Below are 20,267 nucleotides of genomic sequence, written 5' to 3'. Positions count from 1 at the left end.
GGAACGGCAACCGCACGGTCGTAGACTGTGCGGCACAACTGAATACCTCATCCAGAGGGGCTGAGGGAAACGGCCCGTTGACGCCCCGGCAACCACCTTGCATGTCTCGACGCAGAGGCCACGCGAGGCAGGTGCCAAATCCGTCCCCCCGTCGCACAGTGCGGCGCAGGGAAAGATGAGAGGAAGGCCTCTGATGACGTCGATCATCGACGAACCCGCCACCGGCGCCCCCGTCTCCGCGAGCCCTGCCCGGGCCCTGGTCTGTCGCGGCTGCGGCGCCGAATATCCGCTCGCCGCCCAACACGCCTGCTACGAGTGCTTCGGTCCGCTCGAGGTCGCCTACGACGCCGCCGCCCTGGCCCGGGTCACCCGCGCCGAGATCGAGGCGGGGCCGCAGAACCTGTGGCGCTATGCCGCGCTGCTCCCCGCGGGTCAGGACCCGGCGACGCGGGTCACCCTCGACCCCGGCCTGACGCCGCTCGTCTCCGCCCCCAACCTCGCCGCCGCGCTCGGCATCAGGGCGCCGCTCTGGGTCAAGGACGACAGCGCCAACCCCACGCACTCGTTCAAGGACCGCGTCGTCTCGGTGGCGCTCACCGCCGCCCGCGACCTGGGTTTCACCCGCTTCGCCTGCGCGTCGACCGGCAACCTCGCCAACTCGGTGGCCGCGCACGCCGCCCGCGCGGGTGTCCCGTCGATCGTGTTCATCCCCGCCGACCTGGAGCCGGGCAAGGTGGTCACCACCGCCGTCTACGGTGGCGAACTGGTCGCGATCGACGGCTCGTACGACGACGTCAACCGGCTCTGCAGTGAGCTGGTCGAAACCGACGAGTTCGAGGACACCGCGTTCGTCAACGTCAACGTCCGCCCCTTCTACGCCGAGGGCTCCAAGACGCTCGGCTACGAGGTGGCCGAGCAGCTCGGTTGGCGGATCCCGGAGCAGGTGGTCATCCCGATGGCCAGCGGCGAACTGCTGACCAAGGTCGACAAGGCGTTCAGCGAGCTGGTGGAGATCGGCCTGGTCGAGGCCCCCGCCAACGGGTGGCGGGTCTTCGGCGCCCAGTCGGCCGGCTGCAACCCCATCGCGGTCGCGCTGCACGGGGAGACCGACACGATCACGCCGGTCAAGCCCACGGGGATCGCGAAGTCACTCAACATCGGTGACCCGGCCGCCGGGCTGTACGCGCTGGAGGCCGTGCGTCGCACCGGTGGCTGGATGGACTACGCCTCGGACGACGAGATCCGCGAGGGGATCCGCCTGCTGGCCCGCACCACGGGCGTCTTCGCCGAGACCGCCGGCGGGGTGACCGTCGCCGTGCTGCGCAAGCTGGTGGAGAGCGGCAAGCTCGACCCGGACGCGGAGACGGTCGTCTTCAACACGGGTGAGGGGCTGAAGACGATCGATGCGGTCGCGCAGCAGGTCGGCCCGACGCACCGGGTGAAGCCGTCGCTCCGTTCGGTCCGCGAGGCCGGCCTGCTCGGGTAATCCGTCCCATCATCTGAAGTGGTGAGTGGTGCTCGCCTGTTCAACGGATGCTGTCCATGCAGGCTGTAGTCGTCCTTTTGCCGTAGGTTGAGAAAACTCGCGGACGAGGACTTGACGGCGGCATCGGGGCGTCGCAGGATGCTCGGTGCGGGAGGACGTATCGCCGTAAGGGCCCGACCAGAGCTTGGTAACAATCTCTCGGGTTTCCAACGACCCGGCGCCGAAGGCGCTGTGCGAGCGTCCTCCCGACCAACGTTTCCGGGCTCGTAAATAGGTCGCGCGCGGCACGGCCCGGCGGCAGGCTCGACGCATGGACATCGCCGTCGCCCCCATGGATCCCGCGGATCCCGTCGCCACCGAGCAGGCCTACACCGTCGCGGTGGAGACGACCGCGGCCGACCTACCGGACTTCCCGCCGGTCTGTCGCCAGCAGTTCTTCGGGCGGTTGCGGCATCAGCGGCCGAGCGTGCGCTTCGAATGGGCGTTGGCCCACGCCGCCGGGAAACCGGTCGGGTTGCTGATGCTCGAGCTGCCCCAGCACGACAACCTCGACAACGCCTCGGTCGATCTCCAGGTGCATCCGGCGCACCGGCGGCGGGGCGTCGGTCGCGCGCTGCACGCGTACGCCGTCACACGACTTCGTGAGCTGGGCCGTAAGCGTCTGGTCGGCATGGCGGTCGAGGCGCCCGGCCGGGCACCGGAGAGCGACCCGGGCGCGGCCTTCGCGACCGCGGTGGGAGCGAGTTGCGTCCTGGTGGACGTCCGACGACGGCTCGACGTGTCACGCCTGGACGAGGCCGCGCTGGACGCGATGCTCGCGGGGAGTTGGTCGCGCGCCGGCGGCTACCGGCTGGTGCGGTGGCAGGGTTCCGCTCCCGAGGAGTACGTCGACGACATCGCCTACCTCGACGGACGTCTGATCGAAGACGCGCCCACCGGCGACCTTGCCTGGGAACCCGAAAAGGTGGACGCGGCGCGGCTCCGGTCGACCGAAGAGGCGATCGCCGCCCGCGGCCGACGGACCTACCACTCCGGGCTCCGGCACGAGGCCTCCGGCCGGCTCGTCGCGTGGACCATGCTGGACCTCGGGGCCTCCACCGACTGGCACGCGTTCCAGCAGATCACCATCGTGGACCCGGGGCACCGGGGTCATCGGCTCGGCCTGATCGCCAAGATTGAAAACCTGCGGCACGCGATGGCGCACGAGCCGGCGTTGCGCGTCGTCGACACCTGGAACGCCGCCGCCAACGAGCACATGATCGCGATTAACGAGGCGTTGGGTTTCCGACCGGTCGACCGCTGGATCAACTGGCAGCAGACGATCTGACCCGTTCGCACACCGTCCGCAGCCGCGCCGCCCAGGGGAGCAACGGTCGCTCGCCGTAACCGCCGCTCTCCAGACCGGCGTGCCGTTCCAGCACGTTACGGCTGCTGAAGTCGCCGGTCAGGGCTGCGGAGTAGGCGCTGGCGGCCCAGTACGCCGGCCAGTAGAGCGGGCCGAGCACCGCGTAGTGGTTGACGTGGCGACTCTCGTGCTCGACGAGCGCCGGATGTTCGAGGAGCCAGCCCGCGGTCGTGCGGGTGAAGATCACCGACCCGATCGTGAAGAGCGGCTGCTGCGGCGCCCGCAACGCGTAGCCGCCGGCCACCAGCACCCCGCCGGGACCGCGCCGCAGGCTGGTACGCGCCGCCGCAGCCAACGCCAGCCCCGCCAGCGTCGTCCCGTTCGCCCAGGTGAGCGCCGTGCGTACGAGCTGCCCTGATGCCATGCCCCAGCATCGCACGCGGCCCGGCCCGCGCGTCCAACATCGCGCGGCACGCTCCTCGCGTTCGTCACCGCCGGACATGCATGATGGCTGACATGACGGAGACCCCGCATCCCCTGTACGCCAAGCACGCCGACACGCTCGCGCGGGCGCTGACCGCCATCGCCGAGCGCGGTTACTGGTCTGCCTACCCCGAGTCGCCCAGTCCCCGCATCTACGGCGAAACCGCCGCCGCCGAGGGCGAGGCGGCCTTCCGCTCCTATCTCGGTGGCGACTTCCCCCTCGACCAGCCCGGCGCAGGTGACCGGGTCGCCACCGAGGCGAGCCCGTTCGGCGTCGACCTCGGCGTCAGCTACCCGCACGCCGCAGCCGACGAACTGATCGCCGCGACCGCTGCCGCCCTGCCGGCGTGGCGCGACGCCGGCCCGCAGACGCGGCTCGGCGTCTGCCTGGAGATCCTCGCCCGGCTGCACGCCAACATCTTCGAGCTGGCCAACGCGGTGCAGTTCACCAGTGGACAGGCCTTCGTGATGGCGTTCCAGGCCGGCGGCGCGCACGCCCTCGACCGGGCGCTGGAGGCGCTCGCCTACGCGTACGCGGAGATGACCCGCCACCCGGGCACGGCCGACTGGGAGAAACCCGCCGGCAAGGGCGATCCGCTGCGGATGACGAAGACGTTCCACGTCGTGCCCCGCGGGGTCGCGCTGGTGATCGGCTGCAACACGTTCCCCACCTGGAACTCGTACCCGGGGCTCTTCGCCTCCCTCGCGACGGGGAACCCGGTGATCGTGAAGCCGCACCCCCGCGCGGTGCTGCCGCTCGCCGTCACCGTCAAATACGCCCGCGAGGTGCTCGCCGAGGCCGGCTTCGACCCCAACCTGCTGGTCCTCGCGCCGGAGGCCGCCGGCGAAGGGCTGGCGTCGACGCTGGCGACCCGCCCCGAGGTGAAGATCGTCGACTTCACCGGCTCCACCGAGTACGGCGACTGGCTCGAGGCCAACGCGCGGCAGGCCGCCGTCTACACGGAGAAGGCCGGTGTCAACACGGTCATCGTCGACTCGACCGGCGACTTCGCCGGGCTCTGCCGCAACCTCGGCTTTTCGCTGACCCTCTACAGCGGGCAGATGTGCACCACCCCGCAGAACATCCTGGTCCCCGCCGAGGGGATCAGCACCGACCAGGGGCACAAGAGCTTCGACGAGGTGGCCGCCGGGATCGCCGGCGCGGTCGGCAAGATCACCGCGGACCCGGCGCGTGGCGTCGAGCTGACCGGGGCGATCGTCAACGACGGCGTCCTCACCCGGCTCGACGAGGCGGCCGGGGTGGGCGATGTCGTGCTGCCCTCGCGCGAGGTGACACACCCGGCCCATCCCGGGGCGGTCGTCCGTACCCCGACGATCATCAAGCTCGGCGCGGACCGCGCGGAGACGTACGGCCGGGAGTGGTTCGGACCCATCTCGTTCGTCATCGCCACCGACTCGACCGCGCACAGCCTCCAGATCTTCCGTGACACGGTCGGGGAGCGGGGGGCGCTGACCGCCGCCGTCTACTCGACGGAGGAGAAGGTGCTCGACGCCGCCGAGGCGGCCGCGGTCGACGTCGGCGTGCACCTGTCGTGCAACCTCACCGGCGGGGTCTTCGTCAACCAGTCGGCGGCGTTCTCCGACTTCCACGCCAGCGGGGCGAACCCGGCGGCCAACGCCGCGCTGACCGACGGCGCGTACGTCGCGAACCGGTTCCGCATCGTGCAGTCCCGCCGCCACCACTGACGCCGCGGGAGGGCCCTTCCGGCACAGGAGGGGCCCTCACGCCATGCGGCGCATCTGGAGCTCGGTGAGGGTCGGCACGGTGGGGTGCGGGACCCGCACGCCGGTGTCGACGAAACCGATCCGCTCGTACGCCCGCACCGCCCGGTCGTTGCCGACCACCACTTCGAGCAGCAGTTCGGGTCGTCCGACCGACCGGGACCACGCCGCGACCCCGTCGACCAGCGCGCCGAGCAGCCCTCGGCCGCGCCAGGGCGGCGTGATGTAGACAGCGAAGATCACGGTGATGGTGGGGTCGTCGGGGGCGACCAGCCCTCCCGCGTGCGCCACGAACCGGCCGTCGGCCTCGGCGATGAACTGCGCGGCTTCCGGCCCGACGGCGAGCCGCGCGACCCGCGCGGCGAACTCGGTGTGTGTCCGGGCGGCGGCATCGGCGATCGTCTCGATGAAAGCGAGCGGCGAGTCGGCGAGCATCTCCAGACGCAGGGCGCGCATCCGGGCGGCGTCCTCCGCACGGATCCGCCGTACGGTCGCTCCTGGCGGGGTCACGCAGATCATGGTGGCACGCGGGACGGCGTCGCAGGTGGAGGGTGAGCGGGTTGGGCCGCGGCCGAACCGGCAGCGTGCCGGCACGATCCAGAGAACTGTCGATCTGGCCGGCCGGCTTCGGCCATGGTGCCGGACGGGCTCCGTGCGGCGCGCGCAGTGACCATGACCGATCAACGACAGTGCGTCTGGGCAGGCGGCGAGAATCAGGACAGCCGATCCGCAGTGTCCTTTTTGGGGTAGTGCACCGCTGGGATGCCTCGTGTAGCGTGCGATTTCGGCCGCTGGTTTCCGGGACCGGCACGGACCACGGATCGGCGGCTCCGGCCAGCGAATGCGCCAGCCGGGGGTCGTCGAGACCCAGCACCATCGAAGTGAGGAAGTGCACCGTGGCACAGGGCACCGTCAAGTGGTTCAACAGCGAAAAGGGCTACGGGTTCATCGCGGTTGACGGGGGTGAGGACGTCTTCGTCCACTTCTCGGCCATCGAGATGGACGGTTACAAGGCGCTCGACGACGGTCAGCGCGTCGAGTTCGACGTCGCGCAGGGACAGAAGGGCCCGCAGGCCGAAAAGGTACGCCTGATCGCCTGAGCGTGCCCCGGCCGCTGATGCCGCCGATGCTCCATTGATCAAGGGCATGTCTCCGCCCTCGCGAGGTGTGTACCGGCGCCTGGTTCGTTTCCGCGTCGGGTAGCCGACCGACCGATGCCTCTTCCGTATGACTAGCTGCAAGATCGTGATTTGTCGCGAGCCAGCTATGCGAGGAGAGTCATGGTCGACCAGCCTCCGCCGGATCAGCCCCAGCCCGGCGTCGGCCCTGAGCCGGGCCCGGATCGGCAGCCGCCGAACCTTCCGTCGAACCTTCCGCCGTGGGCATTTTCCGTCGAGGGGTCGCAGCCCGGCTATCCGATTCCCCCGGGCGCCTACCCGCCCGGCTATCCGATTCCCGCCGGCGCCTACCCGCCCGGTTGGGGCTACTGGCCGTCGGGCCCGGGCTATCTCGACCCCAACGACCCGCTCGTCACGCCTCCCGGCGTCGGCATCAGCGGATGGCTCGCCCGGGTGGGCGGCATGGTCCGACGAAGCTGGTGGATGGTTCTGTTGATCATGTTGGTCACCCAGGCGGTGCCGGCGGTCGTGCTCGGTCTCGCCACGCTCCCGCTGCGGCAGAACGTGACACCGGTGTACGGCGCCGGGGAGCCGGACGCCGCGCAGTTCGAGCCCCTGTTCCGCGACTTCGTCGCCTTCGTGGGGGTCGTGATCGTCGCCGCCGTCCTGATCAGCCTGATCCAGAGTATGGGCTGGGCCGCGGGCACGTGGGCGGTAACCCGGCAGGCGCTCGGCGAGCCGGTGCGGCTGGGTGCGGCGCTCCGTTACGGCCTGCGCCGCGCGCCGGCATTGTGGGGCTGGTCGCTGCTCGCCGGCGTGATCGTGGCCGCCGGTTTCTGCGCCTGCGTCCTGCCCGGCATCTACTTCATCTTCGTGCTGAGCCTGGTCGGGCCGATCGTCCTCTTCGAGCGCGCCAATCCCATCGGCCGGTCGTTCCGGATGTTCCACAACCGCTTCGGCATGGTGCTCGGCCGGGTCGCCGTCGTCGCCCTGGTCGCCGCCGCCGGAAATGTCGTCGTCGTCGGCGTGCTGGGGAGTCTCGGGATGGTCGCCGTGGACGTCGACCAGACCGGGTCGGTCGGGCTGTCGGTCGGCATCGTGGCGATGACTCTCGTCGCGGCGCTGCTCAATCTGCCGCTTTACGGTGTCTATCTGGTCGGTCTCGTGGTCACCTATGCGGAGCAGCGGGCCCAGGAAGCTCCGGTGACCGCCGGGCAGTTGGCGGCCGAACTGGGGTGAGCCGGAACGGTGCGGGTGCCCCAAGCCGCTTGCACTCGGCAGGGGAGAGTGCTAAACAAGTGGTTGGCACTCGCAGACCGTGAGTGCCAATGGTCGGGGCGGTGGGGCCATGGGCGCGGACTCTCCGAAGAGCGAGCGGTTATGGCCGGTCGTCGCGGGCTATCCGGCCCGGCCGGCGGACGTCACTGTCGCCAGGTAGTGACGTCCGAAGGTGCGTAAAGCAGGCGGCATCGCGGGTCCGACAGGGCCCCGAGTGTCGCGAGCGTCCAGGAGGACAACGCCGTATGGCCAAGATGATCGCGTTCGACGAAGAGGCGCGCCGCGGCCTCGAGCGGGGCATGAACCAGCTCGCCGACGCCGTAAAGGTGACGCTCGGCCCCCGTGGCCGCAACGTCGTGCTTGAGAAGAAGTGGGGCGCTCCCACCATCACCAACGATGGTGTGAGCATCGCCAAGGAGATCGAGCTCGAGGACCCGTACGAGAAGATCGGGGCTGAGCTGGTCAAGGAGGTCGCCAAGAAGACCGACGACGTTGCCGGTGACGGCACGACGACGGCGACCGTCCTCGCCCAGGCGCTGGTCCGCGAGGGCCTGCGCAACGTCGCGGCCGGCGCGAACCCGATGGCCCTGAAGCGGGGCATCGAGGCCGCCGTCGGCGCCGTGGCGGAGGAGCTGGCCAAGCTCGCCAAGGACGTCGAGACCAAGGAGCAGATCGCCTCGACCGCGTCGATCTCCGCCGGTGACAGCACCGTCGGTGAGATCATCGCCGAGGCGATGGACAAGGTCGGCAAGGAAGGCGTCATCACCGTCGAGGAGAGCAACACCTTCGGCCTGGAGCTCGAGCTCACCGAGGGTATGCGCTTCGACAAGGGCTACGTCTCCGCCTACTTCATGACCGACCCCGAGCGGATGGAGGCCGTCTTCGACGAGCCCTACATCCTGATCGCGAACAGCAAGATCTCCTCGGTGAAGGACCTGCTGCCGATCCTCGAGAAGGTCATGCAGTCGGGCAAGCCGCTGGTGATCATCGCCGAGGACGTCGAGGGCGAGGCCCTGGCCACCCTGGTCGTCAACAAGGTGCGCGGCACCTTCAAGTCCGTCGCCGTCAAGGCGCCGGGCTTCGGTGACCGCCGCAAGGCCATGCTGAACGACATCGCCATCCTCACCGGTGGCCAGGTCATCAGCGAGGAGCTCGGCCTGAAGCTCGACGCGGCCGGCCTCGACATGCTGGGCCGCGCTCGCAAGATCGTCATCACCAAGGACGAGACCACGATCGTCGATGGTTCCGGTGACGCCGAGCAGATCCAGGGTCGGGTCAACCAGATCCGTGCCGAGATCGAGAAGAGCGACTCCGACTACGACCGCGAGAAGCTGCAGGAGCGCCTGGCCAAGCTGGCCGGCGGTGTTGCGGTCATCAAGGTCGGCGCGGCCACCGAGGTCGAGCTGAAGGAGCGCAAGCACCGCATCGAGGACGCCGTCCGCAACGCGAAGGCTGCCGTCGAAGAGGGCATCGTCCCCGGTGGTGGCGTCGCGCTGGTGCAGGCCGGCAAGACCGCCTTCGACAAGCTGGACCTCGTCGGCGACGAGGCGACCGGTGTGCAGATCGTCCGGTTCGCGCTGGACGCCCCGCTGCGTCAGATCGCCGTCAACGCCGGCCTCGAGGGTGGCGTCGTGGTGGAGAAGGTGCGCAACCTGGAGGCGGGCCACGGCCTCAACGCCGCCAACGGTGAGTACGTCGACCTGCTCAAGGCCGGCATCATCGACCCGGCCAAGGTGACCCGTTCGGCGCTGCAGAACGCTGCGTCGATCGCGGCCCTGTTCCTGACCACCGAAGCTGTGGTGGCGGACAAGCCGGAGAAGAACCCGGCCCCGGCGGGTGCGCCGGGCGGCGGGGAGATGGACTTCTAAGTCCACCGCTCTACGGGGAAGGGGCGGGCCGCGTCAGCGGTCCGCCCCTTCTTCATGTCCTGGCCGTTCCGAAGTGTCGCCAACCCTGCGGATCGTTCTAGTGTCGCGGCTGGTTGCGTCGCTTCTCCGCCTGGGACACCGTCTCCCGCACCTGCCGCACGGGCGCGTCCACCACGACCGGCTCGTCGGCCACCAGCCCGTCCAGGTCGTCGGGCTCGGCGATGCCGGCGTAGTCGAGCCGGCCACCGGTCGCCTCCGCGGGCATTCCGACCAGGTGCGCCCGCGTCACGGTGTGGAGATCGTCCGGCGGTTCTTCTTCGTTGACCATGACCGCCTCCTTCCCTCGTCACCGTAGGTCGGGGCGGGGTGGCCCGGCGGGGAAATGGCGCTATCTGGCGAAAGCTCCCGTTCACCCTTTTCGATGGCTTTACATGTCTTCCAGCTCGCGCCCCTTCGTCTCGCGCACCGCGCGGAGCACGAAGATCAGCGCGAGGGCGGCGAAGATCGTGTACAGGCCGTACGCGAAGCTGAGGCCGAGGTCGGCGAGCACGGGGAACGTGGTGGAGACGAGCCAGTTGGCGACCCATTGCGCGGCCGCGGCGACCGCCAGGGCGGTCGCGCGGATCCGGTTGTTGAACATCTCGCCCAGCAGAACCCACACCACCGGCCCCCAGCTCACCCCGAACGAGACCACATAGAGGTTGGCGGCGACCAGCGCTATCTTGCCGGTGGTCGGCGCGAGCGTGAGGCTCTCCCCGGAGCCGGTGGCGGTGCTGAAACACCAGGCCAGCGTGCCGAGCGTAACGATCATGCCGGTCGCGCCGATCACCAGCAGCGGCTTGCGCCCGATCTTGTCGATCAAGGAGATCGCGACCAGCGTCACGACAATGTTCGTGATACTCGTGATGACGCTGGTCAACATGGCGTCCGACTCGGAAAAGCCGACCGCGCGCCAGAGCGTGGTCGAGTAGTAGAAAATGACGTTGATGCCGACGAATTGCTGAAACAGCGAGAGCACGATGCCGACCCACACGATCGGCAGCAGGCCGAACCGTGGACCACGCAGATCCGACAGCTGCACCGCCTGCTCCCCGCCGGCCAGCGACCGGCTGATCTCCCGCATCCGCGCTTCGACATTCCCGCCGACGAACCGCTGCAACACCTTGCGGGCCTGGTCGAGGTGACGTTGCTTGACCAGGAACCGCGGCGACTCGGGAATCTGCAGGGCGAGCAAGCCGTAGATGATCGCCGGTATGGCGGCCGAGGCGAACATCCAGCGCCAGGCCGCCCCACCCCACGGCACCGGTTCCGCGGCTCCGCCCGCCACCCGCGCGAGCGCGTAGTCGACGAGGAGCGAGACGAAGATGCCGGTGACGATGGCGAGCTGCTGCAGCGAGCCGAGCCGCCCGCGCAGCCCCGCCGGGGACATCTCGGCGATGTAGGCGGGGGCGATCACGCTCGCCGCGCCGACCGCCAGGCCGCCGACGACCCGCCACACCACCAGGCTGATCGGGCCGATCGCCAGCGCCGACCCGACCGCGCTGATCGCGAAGAGGACCGCCGCGATCAGCATGACCCGGATCCGTCCCAGCCGGTCGGCGAGAGGACCGGCGAACCAGGCGCCCACCGCGCAGCCCAGCAGCGCGGAGGAGACCACGAAGCCGAGCAGCCCCGCGGACATGTCGAACTGGGCTTCCAACGCGTCCACCGTGCCGTTGATCACGGCGGTGTCGTAGCCGAAGAGGAAACCGCCGAGCGCCGCGGCGCCGGACACCAGCACTACCGCGCCATGGTGCCCCTCCTCGGCGGCGGGTCCGGGTCGTGGCGCTGACGGTGACGCGTCGGGCGAGTTGGCGGCGTCGGGTCGGTCCGGATCCACACCATCATCCTGTCGTACATAGGCGATGTGTCTGACTAACTATAGTTGTTTCCGGTAGAGGAAAAAGACCCGCTCGATCCCTGCCGCCGCTGCCTCGGCGTAAAACCGCACGGGCCCGACCCAGCCGATCTCCGCCCGGGCGTGACCGGCCGCTTGCTGATCACGCAGGCACCGCCGCAACAGCACACCCCCGATGCCCAGTCCCCGCGCGGTCGGGGCGGTGCCCATCGGGCCGAACCAGGTCGGCCGGCACGCGCCGTACGCGGCGAAACCGAGCAACTCCCCGTCGGCGCGGACGGCCAGATGGCAACCCGCCCCCGCCCGCCCCACCGACTGCGCGAGTTCGCCCGCCCACGAACCGCCGAAGGTCACCTCGGCGAACCCGGTCAAGGCCGGCAGATCGTCGACCGTCGCGGCGCGTACGGTGACGCCCGCCGCGGCGAGCCGCTCCTCGGCCGGCCCGGTGGTCCGTACGGCCGCCGACGTCCCGGACGACAGATCGGCCGTCATGTTCCAGGCCGTACGATCCTGCTCGTAGCCGAGCGCGAGCGCGGTGCAGATGGCCGGGGTGTAGCGGACGTCGATGCCGGGCCAGGCGTAGTAGGGCGGATTGCCGGCGAGACGCGCCTCCCCGACGCCCTGCCCCCGCAGCGCGTCCTCGACCCGTCCCAACAGGGCCCGTGCGATGCCCCGCCGCCGTGCCTGCGGGTGGACGGCGAGCAGGTCGACGTGACCGACCGACGCGTCGCCGCGCCCCACCGATGCGAGCACGACCCCGTGCAGCACGCCGCCGACCCGCGCTCCGAATCCGATGGCCCGACGCGAGCCGGCCTCCCCCCAGAGGCACGAGACGATCGGTTCCGCCTCGGCCGCGTCGTCGGACAGGTCCAGTGCGTCCCGACAGAGCCCCACCATGGCGGGAAGATCGGCGTCGGTCAGCTCCTCGATCGAGAATCCATGATCCATGGTGGCCGACCTTAGGGCCTGTCCGCCGATGTTGGTGAAACGAGGTTTTTTAGCGGCGCGGTCGTGCGGCCTGCACGGCGGCGTAGGCGTCGACCAGACCGGCACCGTCGACGTTCGCGGTCCGGCCGCAGTTGTCCGAGCCGGCGGGCAAGGTCTCCGATGGACGGGCGGTGTCGCGCAGGATGTCGCGGGTGCGGGCGATGTCACCGATGAGCGCCGGGTTGGCCGACCACATCAGCGCCACCACGCCGGCCACGTGCGGGGTCGCCATCGACGTCCCGTCCAGCCTCGCGTAGCCGCCCCCGGGCATCGCCGACAGCACGTCCGCCCCGGGCGCGACCACGTCGGGCTTCGCCGGCCCGCCCGCCACCGGCCCGCGGCTCGAGAACTCGGTGACCCGCCGTTCGCGATCGACCGCGCCGACCGTCAGCACGTCGGGATAGATCGCCGGTGGATCCTCGATCGACCCGCACGAGGGGCCGGTGTTGCCGGCGGCCGCGACCACGTAGATCCCGGCGGCGGCCAGCGCGGCGGTCGCCGGAGCCAGCGCCCCCGGATCGCATCCTTCTATCGGCGGGCACCCCCACGAATTGGTCAGCACGTGCGGCGCCCGCTCCGGCCGGCCGTCGGCGATCGGATCGCCGCCGAGCGGGAACGGTGCCAACATGAACTGCAGGCAGTCCAGGTAACGCGCCGGGTTGCCCAGGTTGCGGTCGAGGTTGACGCAGCCGATCCAGCGGGCGCCCGGGGCGACGCCGACGTTGTGGCCGCCGACGGCGGAGCCGAGCGTGTGGGTGCCGTGCCCGCCGTGGTCGCTCGGGGTGCGGGTGCCGTTCCACGGGTCGTACCAGGAGTCGTCGCCGCCGCGGAAGCCGGCGGAGAGGGCCGGATGCGCCCCGTCCACCCCGGAGTCGGAGCTGCCGACCACGATCCCCGATCCGTCCACGCCGAACTCCGACCACACGCGGTCGGCCTGGAGCATCGTCAGGTTCCACGGTGGTGCCGACGGGGGCGGCTCCGCGCCGTGCTCGGTGGGGGGCGGCGCCGGCAGCGGACGCAGGTTCTGGCCGAGCAGCACGCGGTCGACGTCCGCGCGGCGCGACAGCCGGGCCCGCAACGCCGGGCCGCCCTCCACCTCGATCGCGTTGACCAGGTAGTAGGGGCGGTGCCGCAGGCGCCACCGCTCCAGGTCGTGGCGCAGGTCAGCCTGCGAGGCCGCCGCGTGGGCGACCAACCGCCGGCGGACCTCGCGCACCCGCGAATCCCGCCCCGCCGGCCCCGGCTGGCCCGCGACCCCGCTCAGATCGGCCTGCTGCTTCATCACCACGAAGAGCTTCTCGCCATGCAGCCCGGGCGCACCGAGGCCGACATGGACGGCGGCGCCCGTGACGAGCACGGCCGCCGCGGTGAGCGCGCCGACCGACCGCCGCGGCGTCGGCGTGCGCCGGCGGGCGAACGCGACCGCGTAACCGAGACCGAGCAGGAGGGCGAGCACGAGCGAACCGCCGGCGGCGATGGCCGCCCAGAACGGGACATCGCGTCCGACGAGGATCAGCGAGATCTCCTCGGGGTCCACGAAGGCGAGCGGACCCACCGCCGCGGTGCCGACCAACCAGCCGACCGGGGGCGCGACGTCGGCCCCGGCCCGGTGGGCGAACGCGGCCAGCGCGGCCGCGGCGAACGCGGCCGGGGGCAGCACGAGCAGCGCGGCGAGTTGGGCGCCGCTCTGCCCCACGCCGGCGGCGAGCAGCGTCAGCGCCACGCCGGCGACCAGGCCGCCGAGCAGCACCAACCGCAGCGCCGGACGCCCGGGACCGCGGTCGTACACGGCCCAGAACGGCCGGTCGAGGATGCCCACGGCGAGCCAGCCGACGGCCGCCGCCGCGGTGACCGCGAGCGCCGTTTCCAGGGCGCCGCCGAGCGCCCCCAGCCAGAGCCAGGGCAGGAGCAGGGCCAGCCCGGCGGCGACGCCGAACAGCGTGACCACCGGCGTGGTGACCAGCGGCGTGGCCACCGGCATGGACGTCGCCGGCGGGTGGCGGAGGCGTACGACGAGCCCGCCCCCGGCGGCGAACAGGGTCAGCGCGCCCAGATAGAGCTCGTGGTGCGGCAGCGGAACGGCGCGCAGCAGGCCGAACCCGGCGAGCGCGGTAGCGCCCAGCAGCCAGACGCGACCCGCGGCGCGTACGCCGGGGGAGCGCGGCAGCGCGGCGAGCAGCCCGGCCGGGATCGCGACGAGCAGCGTGGCGACCAGGCTGGCCAGCGGCCTGGTCCATGCCGGTTGGTCGAACCCGAGGATGAGCAGCATCTGCTCGACGAACCAGCCGGCGGTCTCGGCGGCGACGGTCAGCGCCACCGCTGCGGCCCCGACCAGCGCCGCGGCCACCACCGGCCAGGGATTCGGCCGCTGCCGGGGCGTCGGCGGCGGTGGCGGCGGTGGCGGCGGTGGCGGCGCGGGAAACGGGCCGGATCCCGGCAGGGACGGCGGGGGTTGCGCGGGACCGACGGACATGTGCGACACAGTACGACGGGGGTGACACCTCTACGGATCCGCCGATCCGGGCTACCGTGGAGCGGTGCGTGACCCTGCCGTGTCCCGGTACACCGCCGGCCAGCTCTCTCCGCTGCGCCGCGCCACCGACCTGCGCCGCCTGCGCGGCGAGCGCTTCGACGTCCTCATCATCGGCGGTGGGGTGACCGGCGCGGGCGCGGCGGTCGATGCCGCCGCCCGCGGCCTGAAGGTCGCGCTCGTCGAGGCCCGTGACTACGCCGCCGGCACCTCCAGCCGGTCCAGCAAACTGATCCACGGTGGCCTGCGCTACCTGGAGCAGCTGGAGCTGCACCTGGTCCACGAGGCGTTGACCGAGCGCGGCCTGCTCGCCACCCGGCTCGCGCCGCACCTGGTGCGACCGGTGCCGATCCTCGTACCGCTCCCCGCCGGACACGGGCCGGCCTCCCTGCCCGCCCGCACCTGGCGGCGCTCCTACTACGGTGCGGGCGTCGCGGCCTACGACGCGTTCGCGGGCGTCTTCGGTGGCGGACGGGGGATGCCCCTGCACCGGCACCTCACCCGCGAGGGGGCGCGGCGGGTCTTTCCGAGCCTGCGCGCGGACGCCGTCGCGGGGGCGATCCGCTACTACGACGGCCAGGTCGACGACGCGCGACTCGTGGTCACCCTGGCCCGCACCGCGGCCAGCCTCGGCGCGGCCGTCGTCACCAGCACGCGCGCCGTGGGGTTGCTGCGTGAGGCGCGCGAGGTGACCGGGGTCCGGGTCCGCGACATGGAGGCGCCGCCCGACTCGCCGGACGCGGAGTTCGAGGTCCGCGCGCGTACGGTCATCGCCGCCACCGGGGTGTGGAGCGACGACATGGCGCAGATGCTCAACGACGTCGGCGCCCGGCCAGGTCTGCGGGTACGGGCGTCCAAGGGCGTGCACCTCGTCGTGCCCCGCTCGGCGATCACCGGCGAGGCCGGGCTGATCCTGCGTACGCCGAGCTCGGTGCTCTTCGTCATCCCCTGGGGTGGCCACTGGATCATCGGCACCACCGACACGGACTGGCAGTTGGACCGGTCGCATCCGGCGGCCTCGGCACGCGACATCGACTACCTGCTGGAGCAGGTCAACACGGTGCTCGACCGTCCGCTATCCACCTCGGACATCGAGGGCGTCTACGCGGGGCTCCGGCCGCTCCTCTCCGGCGAGGCCGACTCGACCTCCAAGCTCTCCCGCGAACACGCCGTGGTGGAGCCGATGCTCGGGTTGCTGCTGGTCGCCGGGGGCAAATACACCACCTACCGGGTGATGGCGAGCGACGTGGTGGACCGCGCGGTGCGTCGGCTCGGGGTGGACCGCCCCTCGCGCACCGCCGATCTGCCGCTGCTCGGCGCCGACGGGTTCGCGGCGATGTGGCGCGACCGGGCCGACCTGGCCCGGCGGCACGCCATCCCCGCCGGCGTCGTCGAGCACCTGCTCGAGCGGTACGGCACGCTCACCGTGCATCTGCTCGCGATGATCGCCGCCGATCCTCTTCTCGCCACCCCGGTCGCCGGCGCGCCGGAGTATGTCGCCGCGGAAATCGCCTACGCCGCGCGGGACGAAGGCGCGTTGCACCTGGACGACGTGCTGACGCGACGGACCCGTATCTCCATCGAGACCGCGCACCGGGGCGCCGAGTCGGCCGAGCAGGCCGCCGAGATCATGGGTTCGGTGTTGGGTTGGGACGCGGCGGTGCGGGCCCGCGAGGTGGAGCACTACCTGGCCCGGGTGGAGGCGGAGCGGCAGTCGCAGCGGATGCCCGACGACGCCACCGCCGACGCGGCCCGGATGGGCGCGCACGATGTGCGCGGCTTCGCCGCCGACCGCGGGGTCGGACCGGCCCAGCCGACCGTCGCGGGCACCAGTCCCGGTACCACGCCCGCCGCGAGGTAGACGCGTCGTCGCTACTCCATGATCGGCAGAGGCGGCGGGAGCCCGTTAGAAGACCTTGCCGGGGTTGAACAGGCCGCCGGGGTCCAGCGCCGCTTTGATCGCCTGGTGCACCCGCACGCCGACCGGCCCGATCTCCTGCGCCAGCCACTCCCGTTTGAGCAGTCCGACGCCGTGCTCGCCGGTGCACGTGCCACCCATCCCCAGCGCGAGCCGCATGATCGCGTCGAATGCCTGCCGCCCCCGCTCCACGCTTGCCGGGTCTGCCCGGTCGACCACGATGTTGGGGTGCAGGTTGCCGTCGCCGGCGTGGCCGACGACGCCGATCGCCACCCCGTACTCCGCGGCGACCGTCTCGACGCCGTCGAGGAGCGCGGCCAGCGCGGTGCGGGGCACCGCGACGTCATCGACGATGAGCCCTCCGTTGCCACCCGGAAAGGCGTCCGCCGCGAACTTCTCCATCGCCGGATGTGCGAGCCGGCGGGCCTGCAGCAGCGCCGCGGCCTCCACCGCGTCGGTGGCGGCGTAGACCTCGTCCGCCCCGGCCGAGGTGCACAGCTCGGCGATCCGCTCCAGCTCCGTCGCCGCCCGGGTCCCCGTGTCGGCCGCCGCGAGCAGCAGCGCCTTCGCGTCGGTGCGCAGCCCCATCGGCTGGTAGGCCTCGATCGCCCCGAGGTGGGTCCGGTCGAGCAGTTCGAGCAGGCTCGGCGTCAGCCCCGCCGAGGAGATCGCCGCGACCGCCGCGCCGGCCGCCGCCGTCGACGGGAAGACCGCGACGAGGGTGAGCGACTCCTCGGCGGCCGGCCGCAGCGCCACCGTCACCTGCGTGATGATGCCGAGGGTGCCCTCGGAGCCGACGAAGAGCCGGGTCAGGTCGTACCCGGCAACCCCCTTCGCGGTCCGCCGGCCGGTGCGCAGCACCTCGCCCGAGGCGAGCACGACCTCCAGGCCGATCACATACTCCGTGGTGACGCCGTACTTGACGCAGCACATTCCGCCCGCGTTGGTGGAGACGTTGCCACCGATGGTGGACGACTCCCACGAGCCGGGGTCGGGGGGATAGCGCAGACCGTGCTTCGCGACCGCGCGCGAGAGAGCGGCGTTGACCACACCCGGCTGCACCACCGCGATGCGGTTGACCGGGTCGATCTCGACGATCTCGTCCATCGCCGTCATCGAGACGACGATGGCGCCGTCGACCGCGTTGGCCGCGCCCGCCAGGCCGGTCCGGGCGCCCTGCGGGACCACCGGGATCCCGCGCGCCGCGGCGGCGCGCACCACGGCGACCACCTCCGCCGTCGTACGCGGGCGGACCACGACCGCCGGCATGCCGGCGGCGCAGAGGTCGGCCTCGTCACGCTGGTGACCGCGGAGCAGGTCGGGGTCGGTCAGCACCGCGCCCTCGGGGAGCGCCGCGCGCAGTTCCTCGAAAAGGTCTGACATGCGTGGCAGGCTAGCCCGCCGACTACCGTGACGGCCATGCTCTACGTCGACCCGCCCGCCTGGCCGGCCCGTGGCCGGCTCTGGTCCCACCTGGTCAGCGACGTGTCGTACGCGGAACTGCATGTCTTCGCCGAGATGCTCGGCGCGCCGCCCCGCGGCTTCGACCGCGACCACTACGACCTCCCGGCCGAACGGTTCCGGATGGCGGTGTGGCTGGGCGCGCGGGTGGTGCCCGGGCGGGAGATCGTCCGGCTGCTGCGCGCCGCCGGGCTACGCCGTCCGAAGCACACGGTGCGGCGCAGCGCCTAGCCCTCCTCCGCCGCGAGCGCCGCCAACTCCCGGGCGAGATTGGCCCGCGCCGGTCCCTCCCACCGCGCCGCCAGCGCCGGGACCCGGTAGAGGGCGGGGAGCCGGAGCAACCGGCGGAGCACCGCGGCCCGTCCGTCGCGGAACGCCCCGGCCGGCACATGGGCGTACTCGCGACGGACCGCCGCCGCGTAGCGGTCGTAGGCGTCGGGAGCGCCCGCGAGCACCCCGAGATCGGCGTCGCAGAGCAGCGCCCCGTCGCGGTCACCGGGATCGACGGCGTGGCCGGCGGTGAGCAGCACCAACCGGTCGACCTCCGCCACGGCGGCCGGCGCGAGGCCGAGCCCCGCCAGCACCCGCCCGGCCAGGGCGGCGCTCTCCCGCTCATTGCGGTCACCGTCCGCCCGGGGGTCGTAGACCGCGTCGTGCCACCACGCCGCGAGCCGCACGAGATCGGGTTCCGCGGCGAAGTCGGCGTGCCCGTCCACAACGGACAGCACGGCGTCGAGATGCGTCACGTCGTGGTGGTGCCGCTGCGGCTCGCGCCACCGCTCGATCAACTCGATGCCCGCGCCGGTCACCGTCTCCTCGTCGCCGGTCGCTCCCGCGCCCCGCACGGCGCTCCGCCACCGGTCGATCAGCATCGTCACGTCACCAGTCTCCCTCCGGCCGCCCCTGCCTTTTTCCGGCGGTTCGCGCCGGTCATCCGGGTAATGTCCCGGACATGGCGGCCGCGCAGAACGAGCCGGCCAGCGCGGCCCGGGGTCGCCTCACCCACGGCCTCGACAGGCTGCGCCACCACTCGACCGCGACTCTCGGCGACCGCTTCCACCGCGTCCGCGTCAACATCGTGCTGGCGCTGCAGGCAGGGCTCGCCGCCGGGCTGGCCTGGCTGGTCGCCGGAACGCTCATCGGGCATGCGCAGCCGTTCTTCGCCCCGATCTCGGCCGTGATCACGCTCGCCGCTTCCGTCGGTCAGCGGCTGCGCCGCGCGCTCGAACTCGTCATCGGGGTCGCGGTCGGCATCGCGATCGGCGATGCGCTGATCCTGGTGATCGGCAGCGGCCCCTGGCAGATCACGCTGGTCGTCACCCTCGCCATCATCGTCGCGGTCTTCCTCGGGACGGGCTCGGGGCTCGTGACCCAGTCCGCCAACTCCGCGGTGCTGGTGGCGACGTTCGCCCCACCCAGCGGCGGTGTGTACTACGAGCGGTTCCTCGACGCGCTCGTCGGTGGTCTGGTCGGCATGGGCGTGATGGCGCTGCTGCTTCCGCTCAACCCGCTCACCGTGGTGCGGCGGGCCGCCAACCCGGCGCTCGACCTGCTCTCGCACGGCCTCACCGAGACCGCCGAGGCCGTGGAGGGTCGTGACCCCGACCGCGCCCGTGAGGCGCTGGACCGGATGCGGGACGCGGAGCGTCGGCTCGCCGCGTTTCAGGACGCCATCCAGGCCGCGAACGAGACCGCCACGCTGGCGCCCGCGCGCTGGCGGGCGCGGGGGACCCTTTCGCAGTACGTGGAGAGCGCCGAATACCTCGGACGGGCGCTGCGCAACACGCGTGTGCTCACCCGCAGGGTCATCTCCATGCTCGATGACGGCGAGCCGGTGCCGGAGCAGCTTCCCGCCGGGCTCCGCCTGCTCGCCGAGGCGGTCACCCTGTTGCGCCGCGAGTTGACCGAGGGGGTGTCGCCGGAGGGCGCGCGGGAGCGGGCGCTGGCCGGCGTTCGGCAGGCCGGGGCGGCGTACGGGGCGGGGATGCGGTTCAACAGCAGCGTCGTGGTCGCCCAGCTCCGCGCGACGGCGAGCGACCTGGTCCGGGCCACCGGCGCGGACCCCGACGAGGTCGACCGGCTGGTGAGCGCGGCGTTCGGCCGGGCGGGCGAATCGAATCCGTGACCGGCGCGCCGGGTACGCGAACACGCGG

Annotated in this window: 17 protein-coding genes and 1 riboswitch; of the genes, 9 read left to right on the top strand and 8 right to left on the bottom strand. The window is 72.0% G+C overall.

Annotated features, from left to right (window positions below):
- Nucleotides 1-44: 44 nt before the first annotated feature.
- A riboswitch (SAM riboswitch) is annotated at nucleotides 45-182 on the top strand.
- Between the two features lie 11 nt (nucleotides 183-193).
- Both thrC and AB0J06_RS02035 read left to right on the top strand, forming a co-directional pair.
- On the top strand, nucleotides 194-1,486 hold the full coding sequence (gene thrC, locus AB0J06_RS02040; RefSeq protein ID WP_357423605.1) for a threonine synthase: 1,293 nt from the start codon (nucleotides 194-196) through the stop codon (nucleotides 1,484-1,486).
- Between the two features lie 310 nt (nucleotides 1,487-1,796).
- Nucleotides 1,797-2,813, top strand: a complete 1,017-nt coding sequence (locus tag AB0J06_RS02035; protein ID WP_357423603.1) for a GNAT family N-acetyltransferase — start codon at nucleotides 1,797-1,799, stop codon at nucleotides 2,811-2,813.
- Here AB0J06_RS02035 and AB0J06_RS02030 read toward each other — a convergent pair.
- Nucleotides 2,791-3,255 carry a hypothetical protein gene (locus AB0J06_RS02030; protein WP_357423601.1) on the bottom strand — a complete coding sequence of 155 codons (465 nt, stop codon included), beginning with the start codon at nucleotides 3,253-3,255 and terminating at the stop codon, nucleotides 2,791-2,793. The genes AB0J06_RS02035 and AB0J06_RS02030 overlap by 23 nt on opposite strands.
- Before the next feature lie 92 nt (nucleotides 3,256-3,347).
- On the opposite strand from AB0J06_RS02030, the gene paaN reads away from it, so the two are divergent.
- Complete coding sequence (gene paaN / locus AB0J06_RS02025; RefSeq protein WP_357423599.1) at nucleotides 3,348-5,021, top strand: phenylacetic acid degradation protein PaaN; 1,674 nt, start codon at nucleotides 3,348-3,350, stop codon at nucleotides 5,019-5,021.
- 36 nt (nucleotides 5,022-5,057) lie between these two features.
- Here the strand turns inward: paaN and AB0J06_RS02020 are convergent, their stop codons facing one another.
- The gene (locus AB0J06_RS02020) at nucleotides 5,058-5,513 is read right to left on the bottom strand and encodes a GNAT family N-acetyltransferase (protein WP_357423945.1); all 456 of its coding nucleotides are present in this window, start codon (nucleotides 5,511-5,513) and stop codon (nucleotides 5,058-5,060) included.
- Between the two features lie 440 nt (nucleotides 5,514-5,953).
- Between AB0J06_RS02020 and AB0J06_RS02015 the strand changes: the two genes are divergently transcribed.
- The 3 genes from AB0J06_RS02015 (at nucleotide 5,954) to groL (ending at nucleotide 9,321) form a co-directional block, all read left to right on the top strand.
- Complete coding sequence (locus AB0J06_RS02015) at nucleotides 5,954-6,157, top strand: cold-shock protein (RefSeq protein ID WP_357423597.1); 204 nt, start codon at nucleotides 5,954-5,956, stop codon at nucleotides 6,155-6,157.
- 180 nt (nucleotides 6,158-6,337) lie between these two features.
- Nucleotides 6,338-7,414 carry a hypothetical protein gene (locus AB0J06_RS02010; protein WP_357423595.1) on the top strand — a complete coding sequence of 359 codons (1,077 nt, stop codon included), beginning with the start codon at nucleotides 6,338-6,340 and terminating at the stop codon, nucleotides 7,412-7,414.
- 284 nt (nucleotides 7,415-7,698) lie between these two features.
- Nucleotides 7,699-9,321 carry a chaperonin GroEL gene (gene groL / locus AB0J06_RS02005; RefSeq protein ID WP_357423593.1) on the top strand — a complete coding sequence of 541 codons (1,623 nt, stop codon included), beginning with the start codon at nucleotides 7,699-7,701 and terminating at the stop codon, nucleotides 9,319-9,321.
- Nucleotides 9,322-9,418: 97 nt separating this feature from the next.
- Here the strand turns inward: groL and AB0J06_RS02000 are convergent, their stop codons facing one another.
- From AB0J06_RS02000 to AB0J06_RS01985, 4 genes are all read right to left on the bottom strand, one after another.
- Nucleotides 9,419-9,649 carry a hypothetical protein gene (locus AB0J06_RS02000; RefSeq protein WP_357423591.1) on the bottom strand — a complete coding sequence of 77 codons (231 nt, stop codon included), beginning with the start codon at nucleotides 9,647-9,649 and terminating at the stop codon, nucleotides 9,419-9,421.
- Nucleotides 9,650-9,748: 99 nt separating this feature from the next.
- Nucleotides 9,749-11,200 carry a sugar porter family MFS transporter gene (locus AB0J06_RS01995; RefSeq protein ID WP_357423589.1) on the bottom strand — a complete coding sequence of 484 codons (1,452 nt, stop codon included), beginning with the start codon at nucleotides 11,198-11,200 and terminating at the stop codon, nucleotides 9,749-9,751.
- Between the two features lie 39 nt (nucleotides 11,201-11,239).
- Nucleotides 11,240-12,166, bottom strand: a complete 927-nt coding sequence (locus tag AB0J06_RS01990) for a GNAT family N-acetyltransferase (RefSeq protein WP_357423587.1) — start codon at nucleotides 12,164-12,166, stop codon at nucleotides 11,240-11,242.
- Nucleotides 12,167-12,215: 49 nt separating this feature from the next.
- The gene (locus AB0J06_RS01985; RefSeq protein WP_357423585.1) at nucleotides 12,216-14,678 is read right to left on the bottom strand and encodes a S8 family serine peptidase; all 2,463 of its coding nucleotides are present in this window, start codon (nucleotides 14,676-14,678) and stop codon (nucleotides 12,216-12,218) included.
- 79 nt (nucleotides 14,679-14,757) lie between these two features.
- Between AB0J06_RS01985 and AB0J06_RS01980 the strand changes: the two genes are divergently transcribed.
- The gene (locus AB0J06_RS01980; protein ID WP_357423944.1) at nucleotides 14,758-16,596 is read left to right on the top strand and encodes a glycerol-3-phosphate dehydrogenase/oxidase; all 1,839 of its coding nucleotides are present in this window, start codon (nucleotides 14,758-14,760) and stop codon (nucleotides 16,594-16,596) included.
- 45 nt (nucleotides 16,597-16,641) lie between these two features.
- Here the strand turns inward: AB0J06_RS01980 and AB0J06_RS01975 are convergent, their stop codons facing one another.
- Nucleotides 16,642-18,036, bottom strand: a complete 1,395-nt coding sequence (locus AB0J06_RS01975) for an FAD-linked oxidase C-terminal domain-containing protein (protein ID WP_357423582.1) — start codon at nucleotides 18,034-18,036, stop codon at nucleotides 16,642-16,644.
- Nucleotides 18,037-18,072: 36 nt separating this feature from the next.
- Here AB0J06_RS01975 and AB0J06_RS01970 point away from each other — a divergent pair, with 36 nt between their 5' ends.
- Nucleotides 18,073-18,345, top strand: coding sequence for a DUF4031 domain-containing protein (locus tag AB0J06_RS01970; RefSeq protein WP_357423580.1), 273 nt, complete (start codon nucleotides 18,073-18,075; stop codon nucleotides 18,343-18,345).
- On the opposite strand, the gene AB0J06_RS01965 is transcribed toward AB0J06_RS01970, so the two are convergent.
- Nucleotides 18,342-18,986: a metal-dependent phosphohydrolase gene (locus AB0J06_RS01965; RefSeq protein ID WP_357423942.1), complete on the bottom strand. Its 645-nt coding sequence runs from the start codon at nucleotides 18,984-18,986 to the stop codon at nucleotides 18,342-18,344. The two genes, AB0J06_RS01970 and AB0J06_RS01965, sit on opposite strands and share 4 nt — an antisense overlap.
- An 80-nt stretch (nucleotides 18,987-19,066) precedes the next feature.
- Here AB0J06_RS01965 and AB0J06_RS01960 point away from each other — a divergent pair, with 80 nt between their 5' ends.
- Complete coding sequence (locus AB0J06_RS01960) at nucleotides 19,067-20,239, top strand: FUSC family protein (protein ID WP_357423578.1); 1,173 nt, start codon at nucleotides 19,067-19,069, stop codon at nucleotides 20,237-20,239.
- Nucleotides 20,240-20,267 lie beyond the last annotated feature (28 nt).

This window comes from Micromonospora sp. NPDC049679, assembly GCF_040659735.1.
Taxonomy (GTDB): domain Bacteria; phylum Actinomycetota; class Actinomycetes; order Mycobacteriales; family Micromonosporaceae; genus Micromonospora_I.
This window is presented reverse-complemented; position numbering and strand designations above follow the sequence as displayed.